Raw genomic sequence first — 18535 nt, forward strand, 5'->3', positions numbered from 1 at the left:
GAATCCTCGGCGGGATGACCCGGGGTCAGTACCAGTTCATGGCCTGGGAATGCGACCACGCACTGCACGGCGTTCCGTACACCGATGAGATGTATCCGAGACCCCAGGCGACCTGGGTGGCCGCGTTCGTCTGCCAGTCGGAGCCCGCGGACGACATCTTGCTGCCGGGAAGGGCCTGCGGGATGCCGGTGGCGCCGCTCGGGTTGTACGCCTGGTAGTTCCAACCGGACTCCTTGTTCCACAGCGAGTTCAGGCAGGAGAACTGATCGCCGCCCCATCCGTAGGTGCTCGACATGATCTGCTGCGCGGCTGCCTTGGCGCCTTCCGGGGTGTTGGCTGCGGCCAGAGCAGCTGCGGCCTGCTGTTCCGCCGCGGCCTGCGCAGCGGCCTGCTCCGCCGCGACCCTGGCTGCCTCCTCCTCGGCCTGCTTCTGCTGCGCAGCGGTGAGCGCGCTCCGAAGCTCGTCGGTATCGGAGACGACGTTCGCCGTCTCCTCTTCGACCTCGTCGGCGAGGACCCCACCAGGAGCACCGGCGTCACGTCGATGTCGTCGAGTTTGTCGATGTCCTTCTGCAGGTCGGTGGTGTCGACGGACGTCACCGCGCCGACGTCGAGCCCGGACGCGACGACCTCGGATTCCAGCGTGGATGCCGCCGTCGCGGCATCCTTCGCCTTCGCCAGCGTGGCGGCCGCATCCTCGGTGATCTGCGCGAGGGGTTCTGCACCGGCCAGCGCGGGGGCGGTGACGGCCACCGCGGGGTTGATGGCTCCGACCGCCGGCGCGGACGCGAGGCCGACGCTGAGGGTGATGCCGACCAGGGTGGCGGAGGCGAGGCCGAGGAGGGTCATGGGGCGGTGGGCGGCGGAACGGGCGGACGCCGCCGCGGAGGCGCGCCGAAGCGCACGGGTTTTCTGAAGCATGGGTTCGACTTTCGGGTGGTCGTACGCCCTTGCAGGAGACTCATCGGGAGCTCGTCCCAGGCGCAAGTCAACCACTCTGAACCACGAACCTGAGCGAAAACCATCCCTCACCTGGGATTTACATGAGAAGAGGGCCTCGTGCACGCCTTCCGGCGGCACGAGGCCCTCTCACTCGGAGCTTCGCCGAGTGTGGTCTCAGACGTTCGCGTCCTGACGCTTCAGACGAGCGGTCTCCCGCGCGCGGGTGTTCGCGTCGAGGTTCACCTTGCGGATGCGGACGACCTCGGGGGTCACCTCGACGCACTCGTCGTCGCGGGCGAACTCGAGGCTCTCCTCCAGCGTCAGTTGGCGCGGAGGCGTCATCGACTCGAAGGTGTCGGAGCTCGCCGCACGCATGTTGGTGAGCTTCTTCTCCTTGGTGATGTTCACGTCCATGTCGTCGGCGCGGGAGTTCTCGCCGATCACCATGCCCTCGTAGACCTCCTGCGTGGGCTGCACGAAGAACGACATGCGCTCCTGCAGGGCGATCATCGCGAACGGGGTGACGACGCCCTGGCGGTCGGCGACGATGGAGCCGTTCTGACGCGTCGTGATGGAACCGGCCCACGGCTCGTACCCGTGCGAGATCGCGTTCGCGATTCCGGTACCACGCGTGGTGGTGAGGAACTCGCTACGGAAGCCGATGAGGCCGCGCGACGGGACGATGAACTCCATGCGCACCCAGCCGGTGCCGTGGTTGGTCATGTTCTCCATGCGACCCTTGCGGTTCGCGAGCAGCTGGGTGATCGCCCCGAGGTGCTCCTCCGGAGTGTCGATCGTGAGGTGCTCGAACGGCTCGTAGGTCTTGCCGTCGATCTTCTTCGTGACCACCTGCGGCTTGCCGACGGTGAGCTCGAAACCTTCGCGACGCATGTTCTCGACGAGGATGGCGAGGGCCAGCTCTCCACGGCCCTGCACCTCCCACGCATCCGGACGCCCGATGTCGACGACCTTGAGCGAGACGTTTCCGATGAGCTCCTTGTCGAGACGGTCCTTGACCATGCGAGCAGTGAGCTTGTGCCCCTTGACCTTGCCCATGAGGGGCGAGGTGTTGGTGCCGATCGTCATCGAGATGGCGGGGTCGTCGACCGTGATGGCCGGCAGCGGGCGCACGTCCTCGGGGTCGGCGATGGTCTCGCCGATCGTGATGTTCTCGAAGCCGGCGATGGCGACGATGTCGCCGGGACCGGCGGACTCGGCGGGGTAGCGCTCGAGCGCGCGGGTCTTCAGGAGCTCGGTGATACGCGCGTTCTGGTGCGTGCCGTCGGAACGGACCCAGGCCACGGTCTGGCCCTTCTTCAGCGTGCCGTTGAAGACGCGCAGCAGCGCCAGACGGCCGAGGAAGGGGCTGGAGTCGAGGTTCGTGACCCAGGCCTGCAGCGGGTGCTCGTCGTCGTACTCCGGAGCGGGAACGTGCTCGAGGATCGCCTCGAACAGCGGCTCGAGGTCGTCGTTGTCCGGCAGCGAGCCGTCGGCGGGACGGTTCTGCGATGCCGCACCGGCACGACCGGAGGCGTAGACCACCGGAACGTCGAGGAGCGCGTCGACATCGAGGTCGGGCACATCGTCGACCAGGTCGGAGGCGAGACCCAGCAGCAGGTCGTGCGCCTCTTCCTCTACCTCCGCGATGCGGGCGTCAGGACGGTCGGTCTTGTTGACCAGGAGGATGACGGGGAGCTTCGCCTCGAGCGCCTTGCGCAGCACGAAGCGGGTCTGCGGCAGCGGACCCTCGCTCGCGTCGACCAGCAGCACGACACCGTCGACCATGGACAGGCCGCGCTCGACCTCGCCACCGAAGTCGGCGTGACCGGGGGTGTCGATCACGTTGATCGTGATCTCCTTGCCCTGGGCGTGCTTGCCCTTGTATGTGATCGCCGTGTTCTTGGCGAGGATCGTGATGCCCTTCTCACGTTCCAGGTCGTTCGAATCCATGGCGCGCTCATCGACGTGGGCGTGTTCGCCGAAGGAGCCCGTCTGACGCAGCATGGCGTCGACGAGAGTGGTCTTGCCGTGGTCGACGTGCGCGACGATCGCGACGTTGCGGAGGTCAGAACGAAGGGCGTGCGCCATGCAGGTGTCCTAAAAGATGTGGGGTTTCGCCGGGAAGCCGACGTTCCAGGATAACGCAAGCTCAGGGCTTGTTCCTGAAAAGCAGGTCGTAGCATCGAGATCGTGACCCGACCGCAGGCTCCGTGGGACCTCCCCGACCTCTCCCCCGCACCCTCCCGCGCGCGACTGTGGTGGGAGATCGCCATCGTCCTCGCGCTGGGCCTCGGCCAGTCCGCGGTCTACGCGATCGTTCAGCTCGCGTACCGCCTCACGGACGATGTGCCGATCGCCGATCAGGTGGCGAAGCTCAATCCCTCGCGGAGCGACAGGGAGATCTTCGACCTGATCTACCAGGTGCTCGCCATCGGATTCTCGCTCGTCCCCGTGCTGCTGGTGTGCTTCCTGCTGTGGCAGTCCCGCCGCCCGCATCTGGCGCGACTGGGTCTGGACGGCACCGGGATCGCGAAGGATGCGGGCCGCGGCATCCTGCTCGTGCTCGCGATCGGCATCCCCGGCCTCGGCCTCTACCTCGCCGGGCGGGCGCTCGGACTCACGGTGGCGATCGATCCGGCGGGGATCGACGCGTACTGGTGGACCGTGCCCGTCCTGTTGCTCGCCGCGGCCCGCGCGTCCCTCCAGGAGGAATTCGTCGTGCTCGGATACCTCTTCACACGGCTGCGCCAGCTCGGATGGAGCCCATGGGTGATCATCGTCTCGACGTCGATCCTGCGCGCGAGCTATCACCTGTATCAGGGATATCCCGCGTTCATCGGCAACCTCGCGATGGGGCTGCTGTTCGGCTGGCTGTATCAGCGCACCGGGCGGTTGATGCCGTTCCTCGTCGCGCACTTCGTGATCGACGCCGCCGCCTTCGTGGGGTACCCGTGGGCCGCATCGACGTGGCCCGAGCTGTTCGGACTGCCGAGCTGAGCCCTGGCGTCAGGTCACTACGCCGCGGCACCGGCGATGGCGATCGCTCCCAGCGCCCAGAACACGATCACCGCAAGCGCGATCAGTGCGGGAACGTCCCAGGTCCGACGTACAGACGAGTTCGCCGGTGACGCCGCCGCCCACAGGTCACGGATGTCCGCGAGAGCGCGGAACCCGGCAGGGGCCTTCGGCTCGGCGTCCTCGCCTCGTCCCGGTCGCGGCGGACGCGCCCGAGCAGGCCCGCCGTAGCAGGAGAGCTCACGCCCGTCATCGAGCGAGAACAGCAGCTGCCAGCGAAGGTCGATGTCACGCACGTTCCCCCACCCGAAGCTGGTACGACGGAGCAGGTTCTGCACGACGACGCCTTCGGCATCCACGCGCACCGAGGAGATGTAGCTGAGCTCGTACACGATCCACAGTGCGAGCAGCACCCAAGGCGCGAGGAGCAGCATCTGCGCCCAGCTCCCCCGGACAACGGCGTCGCCAAGAAGGAAGAGCGCGAGTAGCGTGCTCGGGATCAGGATGACCAGTCCCGAGGACGCGCGATAGGTACGCGCGCCCTCGGGGTGCTGTGGCTCGATCACCGTCAGCGACCGCCGAGAGGGATCGACGCCCCGGGGATCGCCTTGAGCAGACGGTCGGTGTACTCCTGCTGCGGGTTGGCGAAGATCTCGTCGACAGTGCCCTGTTCGACGATCTTCCCCTTCTCCATCACGCACACGAGGTCGCTCGATACGCGGACGACGGCAAGGTCGTGCGTGATGAACAGATAGGTTAGGCCGAGCTCGGACTGCAACTCGGCGAGGAGCTGCAGGACCTGATCCTGCACCAGCACGTCAAGCGCCGACACCGCCTCGTCTAGCACGATGATGTCGGGCTTGAGGGCCAGCGCTCGAGCAATCGCGACGCGCTGACGCTGCCCACCCGACAGCTCATTCGGGTACCGGGTGGCGAGCACGCGCGGCAGCGAGACCTGATCCAGCAGCTCCTCGACCCGCTCGCGCTGCGACGAGCGATCGCCGACGCCGTGGATCTGCAGTGGCTCGGCGATGGTGTTGCCGATGTTGCGCAGCGGGTCGAGCGAACCGTATGGGTCCTGGAAGACCGGCTGCATCCGTCGACGCAGGCCGAATGCTTGAGCATTCGACAGCTTTGACACGTCCACGCCGTCGATCTCGATGGTGCCGCTGGTCGGCTCCTCGAGTTTCAGGACCATCTTGGCGACCGTGGACTTGCCCGATCCCGACTCTCCGACGAGAGCGAGGGTCTTGCCGCGCGGGATCTCGAAGGACACGTTGTCGACAGCACGGAAGGCTTCGCTGCGGAAGTTCCCCTGACGGATCTTGTAGTCCTTCGTGAGGCCGGCGACCCGCACCGTCGGAGGGATGGCAGCGAGGTCTTCGGTCGTCTCGATGCCCCGGTCCTCCACCACCGCTTGGATGCGCTGCGAGGCGACGCTGGGCGCCGCGGCGACCAGACGCTTCGTGTACGGGTGCTGAGGGTCCTCGAGGATCTGCCGGCTCGGACCTGCCTCGACGATGTTGCCGTTGTTCATCACGATGATCTTGTTCGCACGCTCGGCTGCGAGGCCCAGATCGTGCGTGATCAGAAGCATCGAGGTGCCCTTGTCGCGCGTGAGCGAAGCCATGTGATCGAGGATCACGCGCTGCACCGTCACGTCCAGCGCGGAGGTCGGCTCGTCGGCGATCAGCAGCTTCGGGTCGGCGGCGAGACCGATCCCGATCAGCGCGCGCTGTCGCATTCCGCCCGAGAACTGGTGCGGGAACTGATGCAGTCGCTTCTCAGCGTCAGCCAGCCCCGCCTGCTGCAGGACCTCGACCGTGCGCGCCTTGGCGCTCCCACGATCTCCCGCGATGCCGTTCGCTCGGATCGCTTCCTTGACCTGGAAGCCGATGCTCCAGACCGGGTTGAGGTTCGACATCGGGTCCTGCGGCACGAAGCCGATGTCCCGGCCGCGGACGGCTTCGATCTGGCGACGGTTCAGCGTCGTGAGCTCTCGCCCCTCGAGCGTGATGGACCCGCCGGTGACCTGTCCGGTTCCGGGAAGCAGGTTCACGATGGCGGTCGCCGTCGTGGACTTGCCCGACCCGGACTCGCCGACGATGGCGACGGTCTCTCCCGGCATGATGTCGAAGCTGACTCCGTGGAGCACTTCGCGCAGCCCCTCCTGGGTGCGGAAGGCGACCTTCAGGTCGCGGACGCTCAGCAGAGGGACCTGTTCGGTGATGCGCTCGCTCATCGGCGTGCCCTCGCCTTCGGGTCGAGGGCGTCTCGGATGAGCTCGCCCAGGGTCACGAACGCCAGCACCGCCAGGGTGAGGGCGATCGACGGATAGATGAGAGCCATCGGAGCGACGCGAAGCGAGGCCTGGGCTTTCGCGATGTCGTTACCCCACGACATCACATTGCTGCCGAGACCCACTCCGAGGAACGAGAGCGTGGCTTCGGCGACGATGGCCGCGGCGAGCCCGAGGGTCGAGACGACGAGAAGCGGAGCGATCGCGTTCGGGACGACGTGATTCACGAGGATCCGGAACTTCGACTGCCCGAGAGCCTGGGACGCCATCACGAAGTCGGCCTGTCGCACTCGGAGCACCTCCGCTCGCACGACTCGCGCAGTGGAGGCCCAGGCGAAGGCGCCGATCGCGAATGCCAGGGTCCACACCGAACGGGCGTCACGGAACACCGTCATCACGACGACGGCCGCGAGGATGTACGGGATGGCGAAGAAGATGTCGCCGATGCGCGACAGCAGCCCGTCGAGCCAGCCGCCGTAGAAACCGGCGAGGGCTCCCATGATCAGGCCGAGCACGGACGAGATCACCGTGGCGATCAGGCCCACGGCCAGCGACGTCTGCGATCCCCACACGATGCGGGCGTAGATATCGCATCCCTGGAACGTGAAGCCGAGGGGGTGTCCCTCGGTCGGGCCGCCGTTACTGTTGGACAGCTGGCAGTCGTCGTTCGGCGGCGTCGTGGTGAACAGCGTCGGCCACAACGCCATCACGAGGAAGAACAGCGCGAGCGCGATCGAGAACCAGAACAGAGGACGACGGCGCAGGTCGGCCCAGGCATCCCTCCACAGGTTGCTGGGCTTGTCCGAGATGCGGACGGCGTCGACAGAGATCGACTCGGTCTCGACCGGGGCGACGTAGTGCTGCGGAGTGGTGTCAGGCATAGCGGATCCTCGGGTCGAGCAGACCGTAGAGCAGGTCGATGAGAAGGTTCACCAGCACGTAAAGGATGACGAACACCGTGACGAACGAGACCACCGTCGGGCCTTCGCCGCGCTGGATCGCCTGGAACAGCGTGTTACCCACACCGGGGACGTTGAAGATTCCCTCGGTGACGGTCGCACCGACGAGCAGCACGCCGAAGTTCGTGGCGGAGTTGGTGATGACGGGGATCAGCGAGTTGCGCAGCACGTGCACGGGAAGCACGCGACCCCTGGACAGTCCCTTGCTGTAGGCGGTGCGTACCCAGTCCTGGTTCAGGGTCTCGATGACGGAGCTGCGCATCAGACGCATGCTCACGGCATAGAGGCTGAATCCGAGCACGATCGCCGGAAGCCACAGACCGCCCCAGTCGTTATCCGCACCCACGGTGGGTTTGAACCATCCGAGCTGGATCGCGAGGAAGTACTGTGCGAGGAACGCGACCACGAAGATCGGGATCGCGATCGCCACGAGGGCGACGACGAGCGACACGTTGTCGAACAGCTTGCCCTTGCGCAGCGCCGAGATCGTTCCGATGATGATCGCGAGCGTGAACTCGATCCCGATCGCCATGACAGCGAGGCGCCCGGTGACGGGGAGGGTGGCTGCCAGGACCGCCGAGACCGGACGACCCGAGTAGGTCGTTCCGAGGTCACCCTGGAAGACGCCGGTGATGTAGTACCAGTACTGCACGATGAACGGGTCATTCAGGTGGTACTGCTCGCGGAGCTGTTCGATGACAGCCGGGTTCGGGGTCTTGTCCCCGAACAGAGCGAGGATCGGATCGCCAGGCATGGCGAACACGAGGAAGTAGATGAGCAGGGTGGCTCCGAAGAAGACCGGGATCACCTGCAGAAGACGTCTCAGAATGTAACCGAGCATCCGCTTGTCCCTTCTTAGAGGGGTGAGAGAAGCGAGGCGAACACAAGCCTGTGAGGCGGTGACGAAGAATCGTCACCGCCTCACAGGTGAAGTGCCGTCGGGCTTTACTCGCCGGCCTTCGTGATCTCGTAGTACAGCGGAACCGAGTTCCAGCCGAACGTCACGTTGCTGACGTTCTCGCTGAAGCCGCCGGTCACGTTCGAGTACCACAGCGGGACCGCCGGGAGGTCCTTGAACAGAACCTCCTGCGCCTTGGTGAAGTCCTCGATCTGTGCGTCGGCGTCGGGGTTGCTGATGCCGGCCTTGATCAGGTCATCGAACTCGGGGTTCGAGTAGTCGCCGTCGTTGGAACCGGCGCCCGTCGCGTAGAGCGGTCCGAGGAAGTTGTACAGACCCGGGTAGTCGGCCTGCCATCCCGAACGTGCAGCGGTGGTGATGGTGCGGTCGTTGACCTTGGTCCGCAGGTCCTGGAAGGTCGGGTACGGGTCGCCGGACGCCTCGATGCCGAGCGTGTTCTTGATGCTGTTGCTCACCGCGTCGACCCAGGCGTCGTGCCCGCCGTCTGCGTTGTACGCGATCTTGAACTCGCCGTCCCAGGGGGCGATGGCGTCGGCCTTGGCCCACAGCTCCTTCGCCTTCTCGGGGTCGTAGTCGAGGACCTCGCTGCCGGGGACCGAGTCGGACCAGCCGTCGATGACGGGCGACGTGAAGTCCTTCGCGGGCGTACGCGTGCCCGAGAAGATCGTCTTGGTGATCTCGTCGCGGTTGATCGCCATGGAGATCGCCTGACGACGCAGTTTGCCCTCTTCGCCGCTGAAGTGCGGCAGGAACTGGCCGATCGTGAACGACTGGAACACAGCGGAGGGCTGGTTCACGGCGCGGTCGCCGAGCTCGTCGGTGAAGACCGCCAGGGAGTTCGTCGGGATCGCGTCGATGACGTCGACCTCGTTCGACAGCAGGTCGGCGTAAGCCGCTTCCTGCGTCGCGTAGAACTTGATGGTGAGACCGCCGTTGGCTGCCTTGCGACCGCCGTCGTAGTCGTCGTTGCGGACGAGCTCGATCTGGACGTCGTGCTGCCACGCGTCATCGCCGGCGATCTTGTACGGACCGTTGCCGATCGGGTTCTGCCCGAAGGCGTCCATGTCCTCGAAAGCGACATCGGGCAGCGGGTAGAACGCGGAGTAGCCGAGACGCAGAGCAAAGTCAGACGCAGGCTTGTTCAGCGCGATGGTGAAGGTGTAGTCGTCGACCTGCTGCAGGCCGGTCAGCTCGGAGTCCTCGTCGTAGCTGAAGCCCTCGATGTCCTCGAAGAAGTAGCTGGAGAGGTGGCCGTTGGAGAGCTTCGCGCCCTCGTTCCACGCCTTGATGAAGTTGTCGGCGGTGACTTCCTCGCCGTCGGTGAAGGTCTCGCCCTTCTTGAGCTTGACCGTGAGGTGCTGGGGGTCCTCGGTGGTGATCTCCTCAGCCACGTCGTTGACCGGCTTGCCGTCGGCGTCGTAGTAGATCAGCCCAGCGAAGATCTCGTCGAGGATCTTTCCGCCACCGACCTCGTTGGTGTTGGTCGGGATGAGCGGGTTCTCCGGCTCGGATCCGTTCGTCGTGATGATAGCGTCCGCGTCGACGTTGCCGCCGGCGTCGCCCTTCGAGTCGTTTCCGCCACCGCTGGCGCAGCCCGCCAGCGCCAGCGCGCCGATCACGAACAACGCGGTGCCCGCAAGGGCGATCTTGTTGCGCTTCACTTTGTGTCCTCCTGTGGACATTCGGGGTTCTGCGTGCGCATCGTCGAGCACGCAGGGATACCTGAGAGTAACCCGCGCCTCTGTCGCAGCCGCCCTCAGCTAACGAACTGTTACTGAGTGGTGACCATCTGTAACACCGGGGAAACACCACGAAACAGAAGACGGTGCCGCGCTCCACTCGGAAGCGCGACACCGCCTGCTCGGATGAGCACGAGGCTCAGGCGAAGGCCTCCACGGGCGGGCAGGCGCACACCAGATTGCGGTCGCCGTAGGCCTGGTCGATGCGGCGCACGGGCGGCCAGTACTTTCCGGCGACCAGCGCATGCACCGGGTAGGCGGCGTCCTCGCGCGAGTACGCGTGGTTCCACTCCCCCGCGATGAGCGAGACAGCGGTGTGCGGCGCGTGCACCAGCGGGTTGTCATCGGCCGGCCAGCGACCGGCAGCGACGGCCTCCGCTTCGGCCTTGATCATGATCATCGCTTCGATGAAGCGCTCGATCTCGTCGAGGTCCTCCGACTCCGTCGGCTCGACCATCAGGGTTCCCGCGACGGGGAACGACATGGTCGGCGCGTGGAAGCCGTAGTCGATGAGGCGCTTGGCGACGTCGTCGACCGTGATGCCGGTGGCTTCCTTGAGCGGACGCAGATCGAGGATGCACTCGTGCGCCACCCGACCGTTCTCGCCGGTGTACAGCACCGGGAAATGGCCGCCGAGGCGCTCGGCGATGTAGTTCGCCGAGAGCACGGCTGCTGCCGTGGCGCGACGCAGCCCGTCGGCGCCCATCATGCGCACGTACGCCCACGAGATCGGCAGGATCCCCGCGGACCCGTAGGGAGCGGCGGAGATCACACCGCCCTCGAACGTGAAGCCGCCGAAGTGCTCCGCGCTCTGCGCGAGGGGGTGCGAAGGCAGGAACGGTGCGAGGTGCGACTTCGCCGCGACCGGCCCGATGCCGGGGCCGCCACCGCCGTGCGGGATCGCGAATGTCTTGTGCAGGTTGAGGTGCGAGACGTCGCCGCCCAGGTCACCGAAGCGCGCATAGCCGAGCAGGGCGTTGAGGTTGGCGCCGTCGACGTACACCTGCCCACCGGCGTCGTGCACGGCGGCCGTGATCTCCACGACCTGCTCCTCGTACACACCGTGCGTGGAGGGGTAGGTGATCATCAGGGCCGAGAGGTCGTCGGCGTGCTGGGCGATCTTCGCGCGCAGGTCGTCGAGGTCGACGTTGCCGAGCTCGTCCGTCGCGACCACGACGACCTTCATGCCCGCGAGCACGGCCGATGCCGCATTCGTGCCATGGGCCGACGAGGGGATGAGGCACACGGTGCGGTGGGTGTCGCCGTTCGCGTGGTGGTACCCGCGGATGGCCAGGAGACCCGCGAGCTCACCCTGCGAACCGGCGTTCGGCTGCAGCGAGACCGCGTCGTAACCGGTGACCTCGGCGAGCCAGCCCTCGAGCTGGTCGATGAGCTCGAGGTAGCCCTGCACGTCGGACGCCGGGGCGAACGGGTGGATGCCGGCGAACTCGGGCCAGGTGATGGCAGCCATCTCGGTGGCGGCGTTGAGCTTCATGGTGCACGAGCCCAGCGGGATCATGCCGCGATCGAGCGCGTAGTCGCGGTCGGAGAGGCTCTTCAGATACCGCATCATGGCGGTCTCCGAGCGATGCGAGTGGAAGACCGGGTGCGTGAGGTACTCGTCGTGACGCCGCAGCGCCTCGGGAAGCCGGCCGTGCTCGGAGGCGGCGATGTAGCCGAAAGAGCGCCCTGTACCCGACGCGAAGCAGCCCGCGACCCGATCGAGGTCGGTGAACGTCGTGGTCTCATCGACCGAGACGCCGACGGTGTCGGCGTCGACCTCGTGGAGGAGATAGCCCGCGTCGTGCGCGGCGGCGACGATCTCGGAGGCGCGGCCCGGCACACGGACACGGAGAGTGTCGAAGAACTCCCTGTGCTCGATGTCGAGTTCGAGCTCGATGAGCCACGTGGCCAGAGCGTCCGCCTTGCGGGCCACGTCCAGGGCGATCGCCCGGAGCCCGTCAGGGCCGTGGTACACCGCGTACATCGATGCCATGACGGCCAGCAGCACCTGGGCGGTGCAGATGTTCGACGTCGCCTTCTCGCGACGGATGTGCTGCTCGCGCGTCTGCAGCGAGAGCCGGTACGCGGGCTTGCCGTCGGCATCCACCGACACTCCCACGAGTCGACCGGGCAGCTGACGCTCGAGGCCGGAGCGGACCGCCATGTAGCCGGCGTGCGGCCCGCCGAAGCCCATCGGCACGCCGAAGCGCTGGGTCGTGCCGACCGCCACGTCGGCGCCGAGGGATCCGGGCGAGGCGATCAGGGTGAGTGCGAGCAGATCCGCCGCCGCGACGGCGAGAGCACCGGAGAGGTGCGCGGCGTCGAAGACGGCGGACGGGTCCCAGACCCGTCCGGATGCCCCGGGGTACTGGACGAACACACCGAACAGGTCGGCCGGCAGCTCCTCGCCAGCGGCGAAATCGACCGTGACGATCTCGATACCCAGGGCCTCAGCACGCGTGTCGAGCATCGCCCTCGTCTGCGGGAGGGCATCGGCGTCGACCGCGAACACGGTCGACGCCGACTTCGAGGCACGACGGGCGAGCAGCATCGCCTCGACGACCGCGGTCGACTCGTCGAGCATCGACGCGTTGGCCGTGGTCAGCCCGGTGAGCTCGGCGACCATCGTCTGGAAGTTGATGAGCGCCTCCAGACGCCCCTGGGAGATCTCCGGCTGGTACGGCGTGTACGCCGTGTACCAGGAGGGGTTCTCCAGCACGTTGCGCTGGATCACCTGCGGCGTGATGGTGCCGTAGTATCCCAAGCCGATCATCGGGCGGTTCACGGTGTTGCGCGACGCGAGCGTCCGGAGCTCGGCGAGAGCCTCGGTCTCGCTCGCCGCGGACGGGATGAGCGAGGGCGCATCCGTGGCCTCGGCAGACGGACCGGTGTAGATCGACGCCGGCACGGCCTGGCGCATGAGCGCCTCTACCGGACTCAGCGCAGAGTCGGCTGCGGTGGTGTCGAGACCGAGGGCGGCGAGCATCGTGCGCTGCGCGGCATCCGTGGGTCCGATGTGACGATCGGCGAAAGTGACCACTGGAGAATCAGCCCTCCGTGAGAGCGACATAGGCGTCGCGGTCGAGCAGACCGTCGAGAGCACCGGCGGCGACGGTGACCTTGAGCAGCCATCCGCCCTCGAACGGCGCCGCGTTGACGAGCGACGGGTCATCCACCGCTGCGTCGTTGATCTCGACGACCGTGCCCGAGACGGGAGCGTAGAGCTCGCCGACCGACTTCGTCGACTCGATCTCGCCGACGACCGCTCCTGCGGTGACCTCGGTGCCGACTGCGGGGAGCTCGACGAACACGACGTCGCCCAGCTTCTCGGCGGCGTAGTCGGTGATCCCGATGGTCACGGTGTCGCCGTCAGCGGCGATCCACTCGTGCTCTTCGGTGTAGTGGAGTGCGGCGAGATCGGTCATTTGGTCCTCCGGTAGAAAGGCAGGGCGGTCACGGTCGCGGGGATTCTGGTTCCCCGCACATCAAGGAATACTGCGGTTCCCTCTTCCGCGGAAGACGGGGTCACGTAGGCCATCGCGATCGGATGACCGAGCGTGGGGCTGAGCGCGCCGCTCGTGATCTCACCGAGCACCGACCCGTGTTCGTCGACCACGGCGTAGCCGGCGCGACCGGCGCGCTTGCCCTCGGCGACGAGTCCGACCAGGACCGGCGCTTCCGGTGCTTCGGCCGACTCCGCAGCGGCGGAGAGAGCGGCCTTGCCGACGAACTGCTCCTTCGCGCTCACGACGACCCGGCCAAGGCCCGCCTGCGCCGGCCGAGTGTCGAGGCTCAGCTCGTGTCCGTACAGGGGCATACCCGCCTCGAGCCGCAGGGTGTCGCGCGCGGCGAGTCCGGCGGGGACGAGGCCGTGCGGTGCGCCCGCGGCGAGGAGCGCATCCCAGAGCGACGCGGCGCGGTCGGCGGCGACCAGAAGCTCGAAGCCGTCCTCGCCGGTGTAACCGGTGCGCGCGAGGAGGACGGGCACGCCGTCGTAGTTCGCGGACGCCCAGGCGTAGTACTTCTGCTCGGTCCAGGGAATGCTGACGTCGGTGATGCCCGGGGTCTCGGCGAGGATGGCCTCGGCGTTCGGTCCCTGCACGGCGATGAGTGCATAGTCGTCGGAGACGTCCTGCACCACGACGTCGAAGCCGTCGGTGCGATCGCGCAGAGCAGCGGAGACGGCGTCGCGGTTGGCCGCGTTGGAGATGATGAGGAAGTCATCGCCCTCGAGGCGATAGACGATCACGTCGTCGATGATCCCGCCGGACTCGGCGAGCAGGAGCGAGTACTTCGCCTTCCCGACGGCCAGCGCCGAGAGGCGGCCGGCCAGGGCGTTGTCGAGGAAATCGGCGGCTCCGCTGCCCTGGACCGTGAACTCGGCCATGTGCGAGATGTCGAAGATGCCCGCGCTCTGGCGCACGGCGTGGTGTTCGGCGAGGTCGGAGGTGTACCGCACCGGCATCTGCCAGCCGCCGAAGTCGGTGAACGATGCGCCCAGCGCCTCATGGCATGCGCGCAGCGGGGTGTAGCGGGGGTCGGACATGGAGTTCTCCCGGGCTGTGTCGGGCGGAACGGCGGCACCGTCGTTCCTCGGAACTCCCCCTCTGTCATGGGCCTGAGAGCTTCACCCGTGCGCGGAGGCGGGGCTTTCACCGTCGGCGGATCCGCAGAGTCGCCGGATCGCTTTTCAGAGTGGCCGGAACCGCGCGGTACGCGTACCTGAGAGATTGGCGGGGAGGCTTGCTCCTTCGGTGCCCGGCTGCGTTCGCCGGGGCTCTCCCGCGTGGTTCATTCGGCCTGTCTTCAATTGTGGGTCCAGTCTAGCCGGTCGGATCCTCGGTGCCGGATTCTCCGGAAGCGCGTTCGAATCGCGCGAATGGTCCCGTTCCGGGGTCAGACGCGACCATTCACGCGATTCGAAGGCGGAGCGCCGGCCGTCAGCGGGTGATGCCGAGTTCGGCCCGCACCTCGTCGCGCAGGCGGCCGAGGTTGTCGGGCTCTGGTGCTGCACCGAGGAGCGTCTTGGTGTATTCGTGCTGCGGGTTGAGGATGACCTCGTCCGCGGGGCCGCGCTCGACGACGTCGCCCTTGTAGAGCACCATGATCTCATCCGAGAAGTGCCTCGCCGTGGCCAGGTCGTGTGTGATGTACAGCACACCCAGGTTCTCCTCGCGCTGCAGATCTGCGAGAAGGTTCAACACCCCCAGCCGGATCGACACGTCCAGCATCGAGACCGGCTCGTCGGCGACGATGAACCGGGCGCCCGGGGCGAGAGCCCGCGCGATCGCGACACGCTGTCGCTGCCCGCCCGAGAGCTCGTGCGGGCGCCGCTCCGCGAAACTCTCCCCTGGGGTCAGACGCACCCGCTCCAACAGCTCCACCGCGCGCTCCCGCACCTGCGCCCGCGACAGCTCCGGGTGGTGCAGACGGATCGGCCGCTCCAGATGATGAACGATCGTGTGGAACGGGTTCAACGACGCGAACGGGTCCTGGAACACCATCTGCACGTCCGCGCGGTAGCGCTCCAACGCCCGCCCCCGAGCCCCGGACGCCTTCCCGTCCAACAGGATCTCGCCGCTGGTGGGCGTCTCCAGCTTCATCAGCATCCGGGCGATCGTCGACTTCCCCGACCCCGACTCCCCCACCAGGGCGACCGTCTTGCCCGCCTCGATGGTGAACGACACGTCCTTCACCGCATGGAGGATGCTGGTCTTGAATCCCGACCGCAGGTGGAAATCCTTCACCAGATTCCGCGCTTCCAACGTCGCCACCTGCGGCACGGCCGCGGTGGAGCTCGTGATGCTCGTGGTCATCGGACGCCCTCCTGGCTCACACCGGTGCGGACGAAGTCGCCCCGCTCGCCCTTGAGCGACGGGAAGCTCGACAGCAACCGCTTCGTGTACTCGTGCTGCGGAGTCCGGTAGATCTCCTCCGCCGTTCCCTCCTCGACGATCTGCCCCTGCAACATGATCGCGATCCGATCACTGATCTCGATCAGCATCGGCAGATCATGCGTGATGAAGATCACCGCGAATCCGAGCTTCTCCCGCAGCCGCATGATCTCCCGGATGATGCCCCGCTGCACGACCACGTCCAGCGCCGTGGTCGGCTCGTCCATGATCATCACCTGCGGATCGAGGGCCAGAGCCATCGCGATCATCATGCGCTGCCTCATGCCACCCGACAGCTCATGCGGGAAACTCGACAGGCGGTTGGGGTCCACGCCGACGAGCGTCAGCAGTTCCTCCGCCCGCGCGGTCTTCGCCTTCTTGCTCATCCCGGGCCGGTGCGTGTCGAAGATGTCGAAGATCTGTGCCTTGACACTGATCACCGGGTTCAACGAGTTCATCGCCCCCTGGAACACCATCGAGATCTTGTCCCACCGGAACGCGCGCAGACCCTCGCCGTCCAGTCCCACTATGTCGATGTCATGACCATCCCGGTCATGGAACACGATCTCCCCGCCCGTCATCAGAGCCGGAGCCTTGAGCAGACGGTTCATGCCGTAGGCCAGGGTCGTCTTCCCGCAGCCCGACTCCCCCGCCAACCCCAGGATCTCGCCCCGGTTCAACGTCAGCGACACATCCCGCACGGCCTTCACCGGCGGATCCACCTCATACTCGATCGACACGTTCCGCGCCGTCAGGACCGGCTCGCTCATGCGGTGACTCCCTTGGTCTTGGCGGCCTTGCGCACACGCCGCGCGGCTTCGGGCGCATTGCGTAGCTTCGGATTGATGACCTCGTCGATCGCGAAGTTGATGAGCGACAGGCCGGCGCCGAGAATCGCGATCATGAGCCCCGGCGGGACGAACCACCACCAGGCACCGCGTCCGAGGGCCTGCCCCGACTGCGCGTCGTTGAGGATCGACCCCCACGTGATCGAGGAGTTGGGGCCGAGACCGAGGTAGGACAGGCCGGCCTCTCCGAGGATCGCGAAGATGATCGCGAAGAGGAACTGGGCCGTGAGCAGCGGCAGGAGATTCGGCATGATCTCGACCAGGATCACGCGGAACGACCGCTCCCCTGCGACCTTCGACGCATAGACGTAGTCACGCGTACGGAGCGATCGTGTCTGGAGCCGGAGCACATATGCCGCCCCGGCCCAGGAGGTGATGCCGAGCACGAACGCGACGAGCTGCCAACTGCGCTGCGGCACGAACGAGGCGATGACCATCACCAGCGGAAGCCCGGGGATCACGATCATCACGTTCGTGAGGAGTGCGAGACCGTCTTCGCGCCAGCCGCCCAGATATCCGGCCAGAACGCCGAAGAACAACGACAGCACGATCGCGATGCCGCCGGCGGTCACACCGATGAGCAGGGACCCCTGAGCGCCGATCGCCAGTTGCGCGAACATGTCGTTGCCGAGCTTGGTGGTGCCGAGCCAGTGTTCCGCGGAGGGCGGCTGGAGCGCAGGGTTCGCCGTGCTGCGCGGGTCCTGCGAGAAGATCGGCGCGATGATCGCGAACAGCACGATGGCCGCGACCAGGATCACGCCGACGATGAACTTCGGCGAAGTGCTGGGAAGGATGCGACGACGCTTGCGCCCCTGCTGCGTGGCGAGCGAGACCGTGCTGGCCGGGGCGGTGACGGGTGGCTCCTGCGTCAGGAGCGGGTTCTTCGTGTCAGACATTCTGGCGAGCCCTCGGGTCGATGAAGCCATAGACGAGGTCCATGATGAAGTTGGCGGCGAGCACCGTCAGGGTGATGACGAGGAACAGTCCCTGCATCAGCGCGTAGTCGTTGTTGGTCACGGCCTGGAACATCAGCTTGCCGATTCCGGGGTAGGTGAACACCTGCTCCATCACGATCGAGCCGGCGACCACGAAACCGAGCGTGATCGAGAAGCCCGCGATCGAGGGGATCGCCGCATTGCGGGCCGCGTAGGTGGTGAGCACGCGACGGGGCCGGAGACCCTTCGCCTCCGCCGTCAGCACGTAGTCCTCGGCGAGCGTGGAGACCATCATGTTGCGCATGCCGAACATCCACCCGCCGACCGAGCTGATCACGATCGTGATAGCGGGCAGGATCGCGTGCGCGACGGCGTCGGTGAAGAACGCCCAGGTCGGCTCGGGGCCGTCCGGGTAGTCGAAGACGTCGTACCCGCCGAAGATCGGGAACCAGCCGAGACCGACCGCGAACACCGAGACGAGGATCAGCGCCAACCAGAAGTACGGGATCGACTGGAGCACAGTCGTGACGGGGATCAGGTGGTCGACCCAGGTGCCTCGTTTCCATCCGGCCCAGGCGCCGAGCACGACGCCGAGGACGAAGGAGATGACGGTCGCGGTGCCGACCAGGACGAGCGTCCAGGGAAGCGCACCGGCGATGAGCTCCGTCACCGGAGTGGGGAACTTGGTGACCGATACTCCGAGATCGCCCTGGAACATGCGTCCCCAGTAGGACAGATACTGCTCCCAGAGAGAGGAATCGTCGCCGCCGAGCAGGAGCTTGATGTTGCGGATGGCGGTCTCGGAGACCTCACCGCCTGCTCGCTGCATCTTGGCGATCATGATGTCGGCCGGGTTCCCCGGCATGAGCCGGGGAAGAAGGAAGTTGATGGAGATCGCGGCCCAGAGCGTGAACGCGTAGAACCCGATTCTTCGTGCATAGAACTTCATGTCACTGTTTTCCTGACTTCCTTCTTCCCCGAC

At 66.6% G+C, this 18535-nt stretch carries 14 protein-coding genes, 1 pseudogene and 1 riboswitch; of the genes and pseudogenes, 1 reads left to right on the top strand and 14 read right to left on the bottom strand.

Annotation, left to right across the window (positions count from 1 at the left end):
• Window positions 1-25: 25 nt before the first annotated feature.
• Window positions 26-921: pseudogene (locus tag ABDC25_RS11705) on the bottom strand (phospholipase).
• Between the two features lie 195 nt (window positions 922-1116).
• A complete protein-coding gene (gene typA / locus ABDC25_RS11710) occupies window positions 1117-3030 on the bottom strand; it encodes a translational GTPase TypA (protein ID WP_021199602.1) in 1914 nt (637 codons plus the stop codon).
• A gap of 102 nt (window positions 3031-3132) precedes the next feature.
• On the opposite strand from typA, the gene ABDC25_RS11715 reads away from it, so the two are divergent.
• A complete protein-coding gene (locus ABDC25_RS11715; RefSeq protein ID WP_297554852.1) occupies window positions 3133-3939 on the top strand; it encodes a type II CAAX endopeptidase family protein in 807 nt (268 codons plus the stop codon).
• A gap of 17 nt (window positions 3940-3956) precedes the next feature.
• Here the strand turns inward: ABDC25_RS11715 and ABDC25_RS11720 are convergent, their stop codons facing one another.
• The 12 genes from ABDC25_RS11720 to ABDC25_RS11775 all read right to left on the bottom strand — a co-directional run bounded on the left by ABDC25_RS11720 (window position 3957) and on the right by ABDC25_RS11775 (window position 18502).
• Window positions 3957-4523, bottom strand: a complete 567-nt coding sequence (locus tag ABDC25_RS11720; protein WP_347123036.1) for a PH domain-containing protein — start codon at window positions 4521-4523, stop codon at window positions 3957-3959.
• A gap of 2 nt (window positions 4524-4525) precedes the next feature.
• Window positions 4526-6199, bottom strand: coding sequence for an ABC transporter ATP-binding protein (locus ABDC25_RS11725; protein ID WP_167254546.1), 1674 nt, complete (start codon window positions 6197-6199; stop codon window positions 4526-4528).
• On the bottom strand, window positions 6196-7137 hold the full coding sequence (locus ABDC25_RS11730; RefSeq protein ID WP_045263069.1) for an ABC transporter permease: 942 nt from the start codon (window positions 7135-7137) through the stop codon (window positions 6196-6198). The genes ABDC25_RS11725 and ABDC25_RS11730 overlap by 4 nt, the downstream gene beginning before the upstream one ends.
• Window positions 7130-8056 carry an ABC transporter permease gene (locus ABDC25_RS11735; RefSeq protein WP_045263068.1) on the bottom strand — a complete coding sequence of 309 codons (927 nt, stop codon included), beginning with the start codon at window positions 8054-8056 and terminating at the stop codon, window positions 7130-7132. Before ABDC25_RS11735 ends, ABDC25_RS11730 begins: the two co-directional genes overlap by 8 nt.
• 104 nt (window positions 8057-8160) lie before the next feature.
• Complete coding sequence (locus ABDC25_RS11740; protein ID WP_292776304.1) at window positions 8161-9795, bottom strand: ABC transporter substrate-binding protein; 1635 nt, start codon at window positions 9793-9795, stop codon at window positions 8161-8163.
• Window positions 9796-10012: 217 nt separating this feature from the next.
• On the bottom strand, window positions 10013-12946 hold the full coding sequence (gcvP, locus tag ABDC25_RS11745) for an aminomethyl-transferring glycine dehydrogenase (protein ID WP_347123037.1): 2934 nt from the start codon (window positions 12944-12946) through the stop codon (window positions 10013-10015).
• The gene (gcvH, locus tag ABDC25_RS11750; protein WP_021199592.1) at window positions 12924-13301 is read right to left on the bottom strand and encodes a glycine cleavage system protein GcvH; all 378 of its coding nucleotides are present in this window, start codon (window positions 13299-13301) and stop codon (window positions 12924-12926) included. Before gcvH ends, gcvP begins: the two co-directional genes overlap by 23 nt.
• Window positions 13298-14422, bottom strand: coding sequence for a glycine cleavage system aminomethyltransferase GcvT (gene gcvT / locus ABDC25_RS11755; RefSeq protein WP_347123038.1), 1125 nt, complete (start codon window positions 14420-14422; stop codon window positions 13298-13300). Before gcvT ends, gcvH begins: the two co-directional genes overlap by 4 nt.
• 154 nt (window positions 14423-14576) lie before the next feature.
• Window positions 14577-14671: riboswitch (glycine riboswitch) on the bottom strand.
• Between the two features lie 145 nt (window positions 14672-14816).
• Window positions 14817-15692 carry an ATP-binding cassette domain-containing protein gene (locus tag ABDC25_RS11760; protein WP_021199590.1) on the bottom strand — a complete coding sequence of 292 codons (876 nt, stop codon included), beginning with the start codon at window positions 15690-15692 and terminating at the stop codon, window positions 14817-14819.
• Window positions 15689-16540, bottom strand: coding sequence for an ABC transporter ATP-binding protein (locus tag ABDC25_RS11765; RefSeq protein ID WP_021199589.1), 852 nt, complete (start codon window positions 16538-16540; stop codon window positions 15689-15691). The genes ABDC25_RS11760 and ABDC25_RS11765 overlap by 4 nt, the downstream gene beginning before the upstream one ends.
• Complete coding sequence (locus ABDC25_RS11770) at window positions 16537-17514, bottom strand: ABC transporter permease (RefSeq protein ID WP_021199588.1); 978 nt, start codon at window positions 17512-17514, stop codon at window positions 16537-16539. The genes ABDC25_RS11765 and ABDC25_RS11770 overlap by 4 nt, the downstream gene beginning before the upstream one ends.
• Window positions 17507-18502, bottom strand: a complete 996-nt coding sequence (locus ABDC25_RS11775) for an ABC transporter permease (protein ID WP_021199587.1) — start codon at window positions 18500-18502, stop codon at window positions 17507-17509. The genes ABDC25_RS11770 and ABDC25_RS11775 overlap by 8 nt, the downstream gene beginning before the upstream one ends.
• Window positions 18503-18535: the final 33 nt, after the last annotated feature.

This window comes from Microbacterium sp. SY138 (assembly GCF_039729145.1).
Classification (GTDB): domain Bacteria; phylum Actinomycetota; class Actinomycetes; order Actinomycetales; family Microbacteriaceae; genus Microbacterium; species Microbacterium maritypicum_A.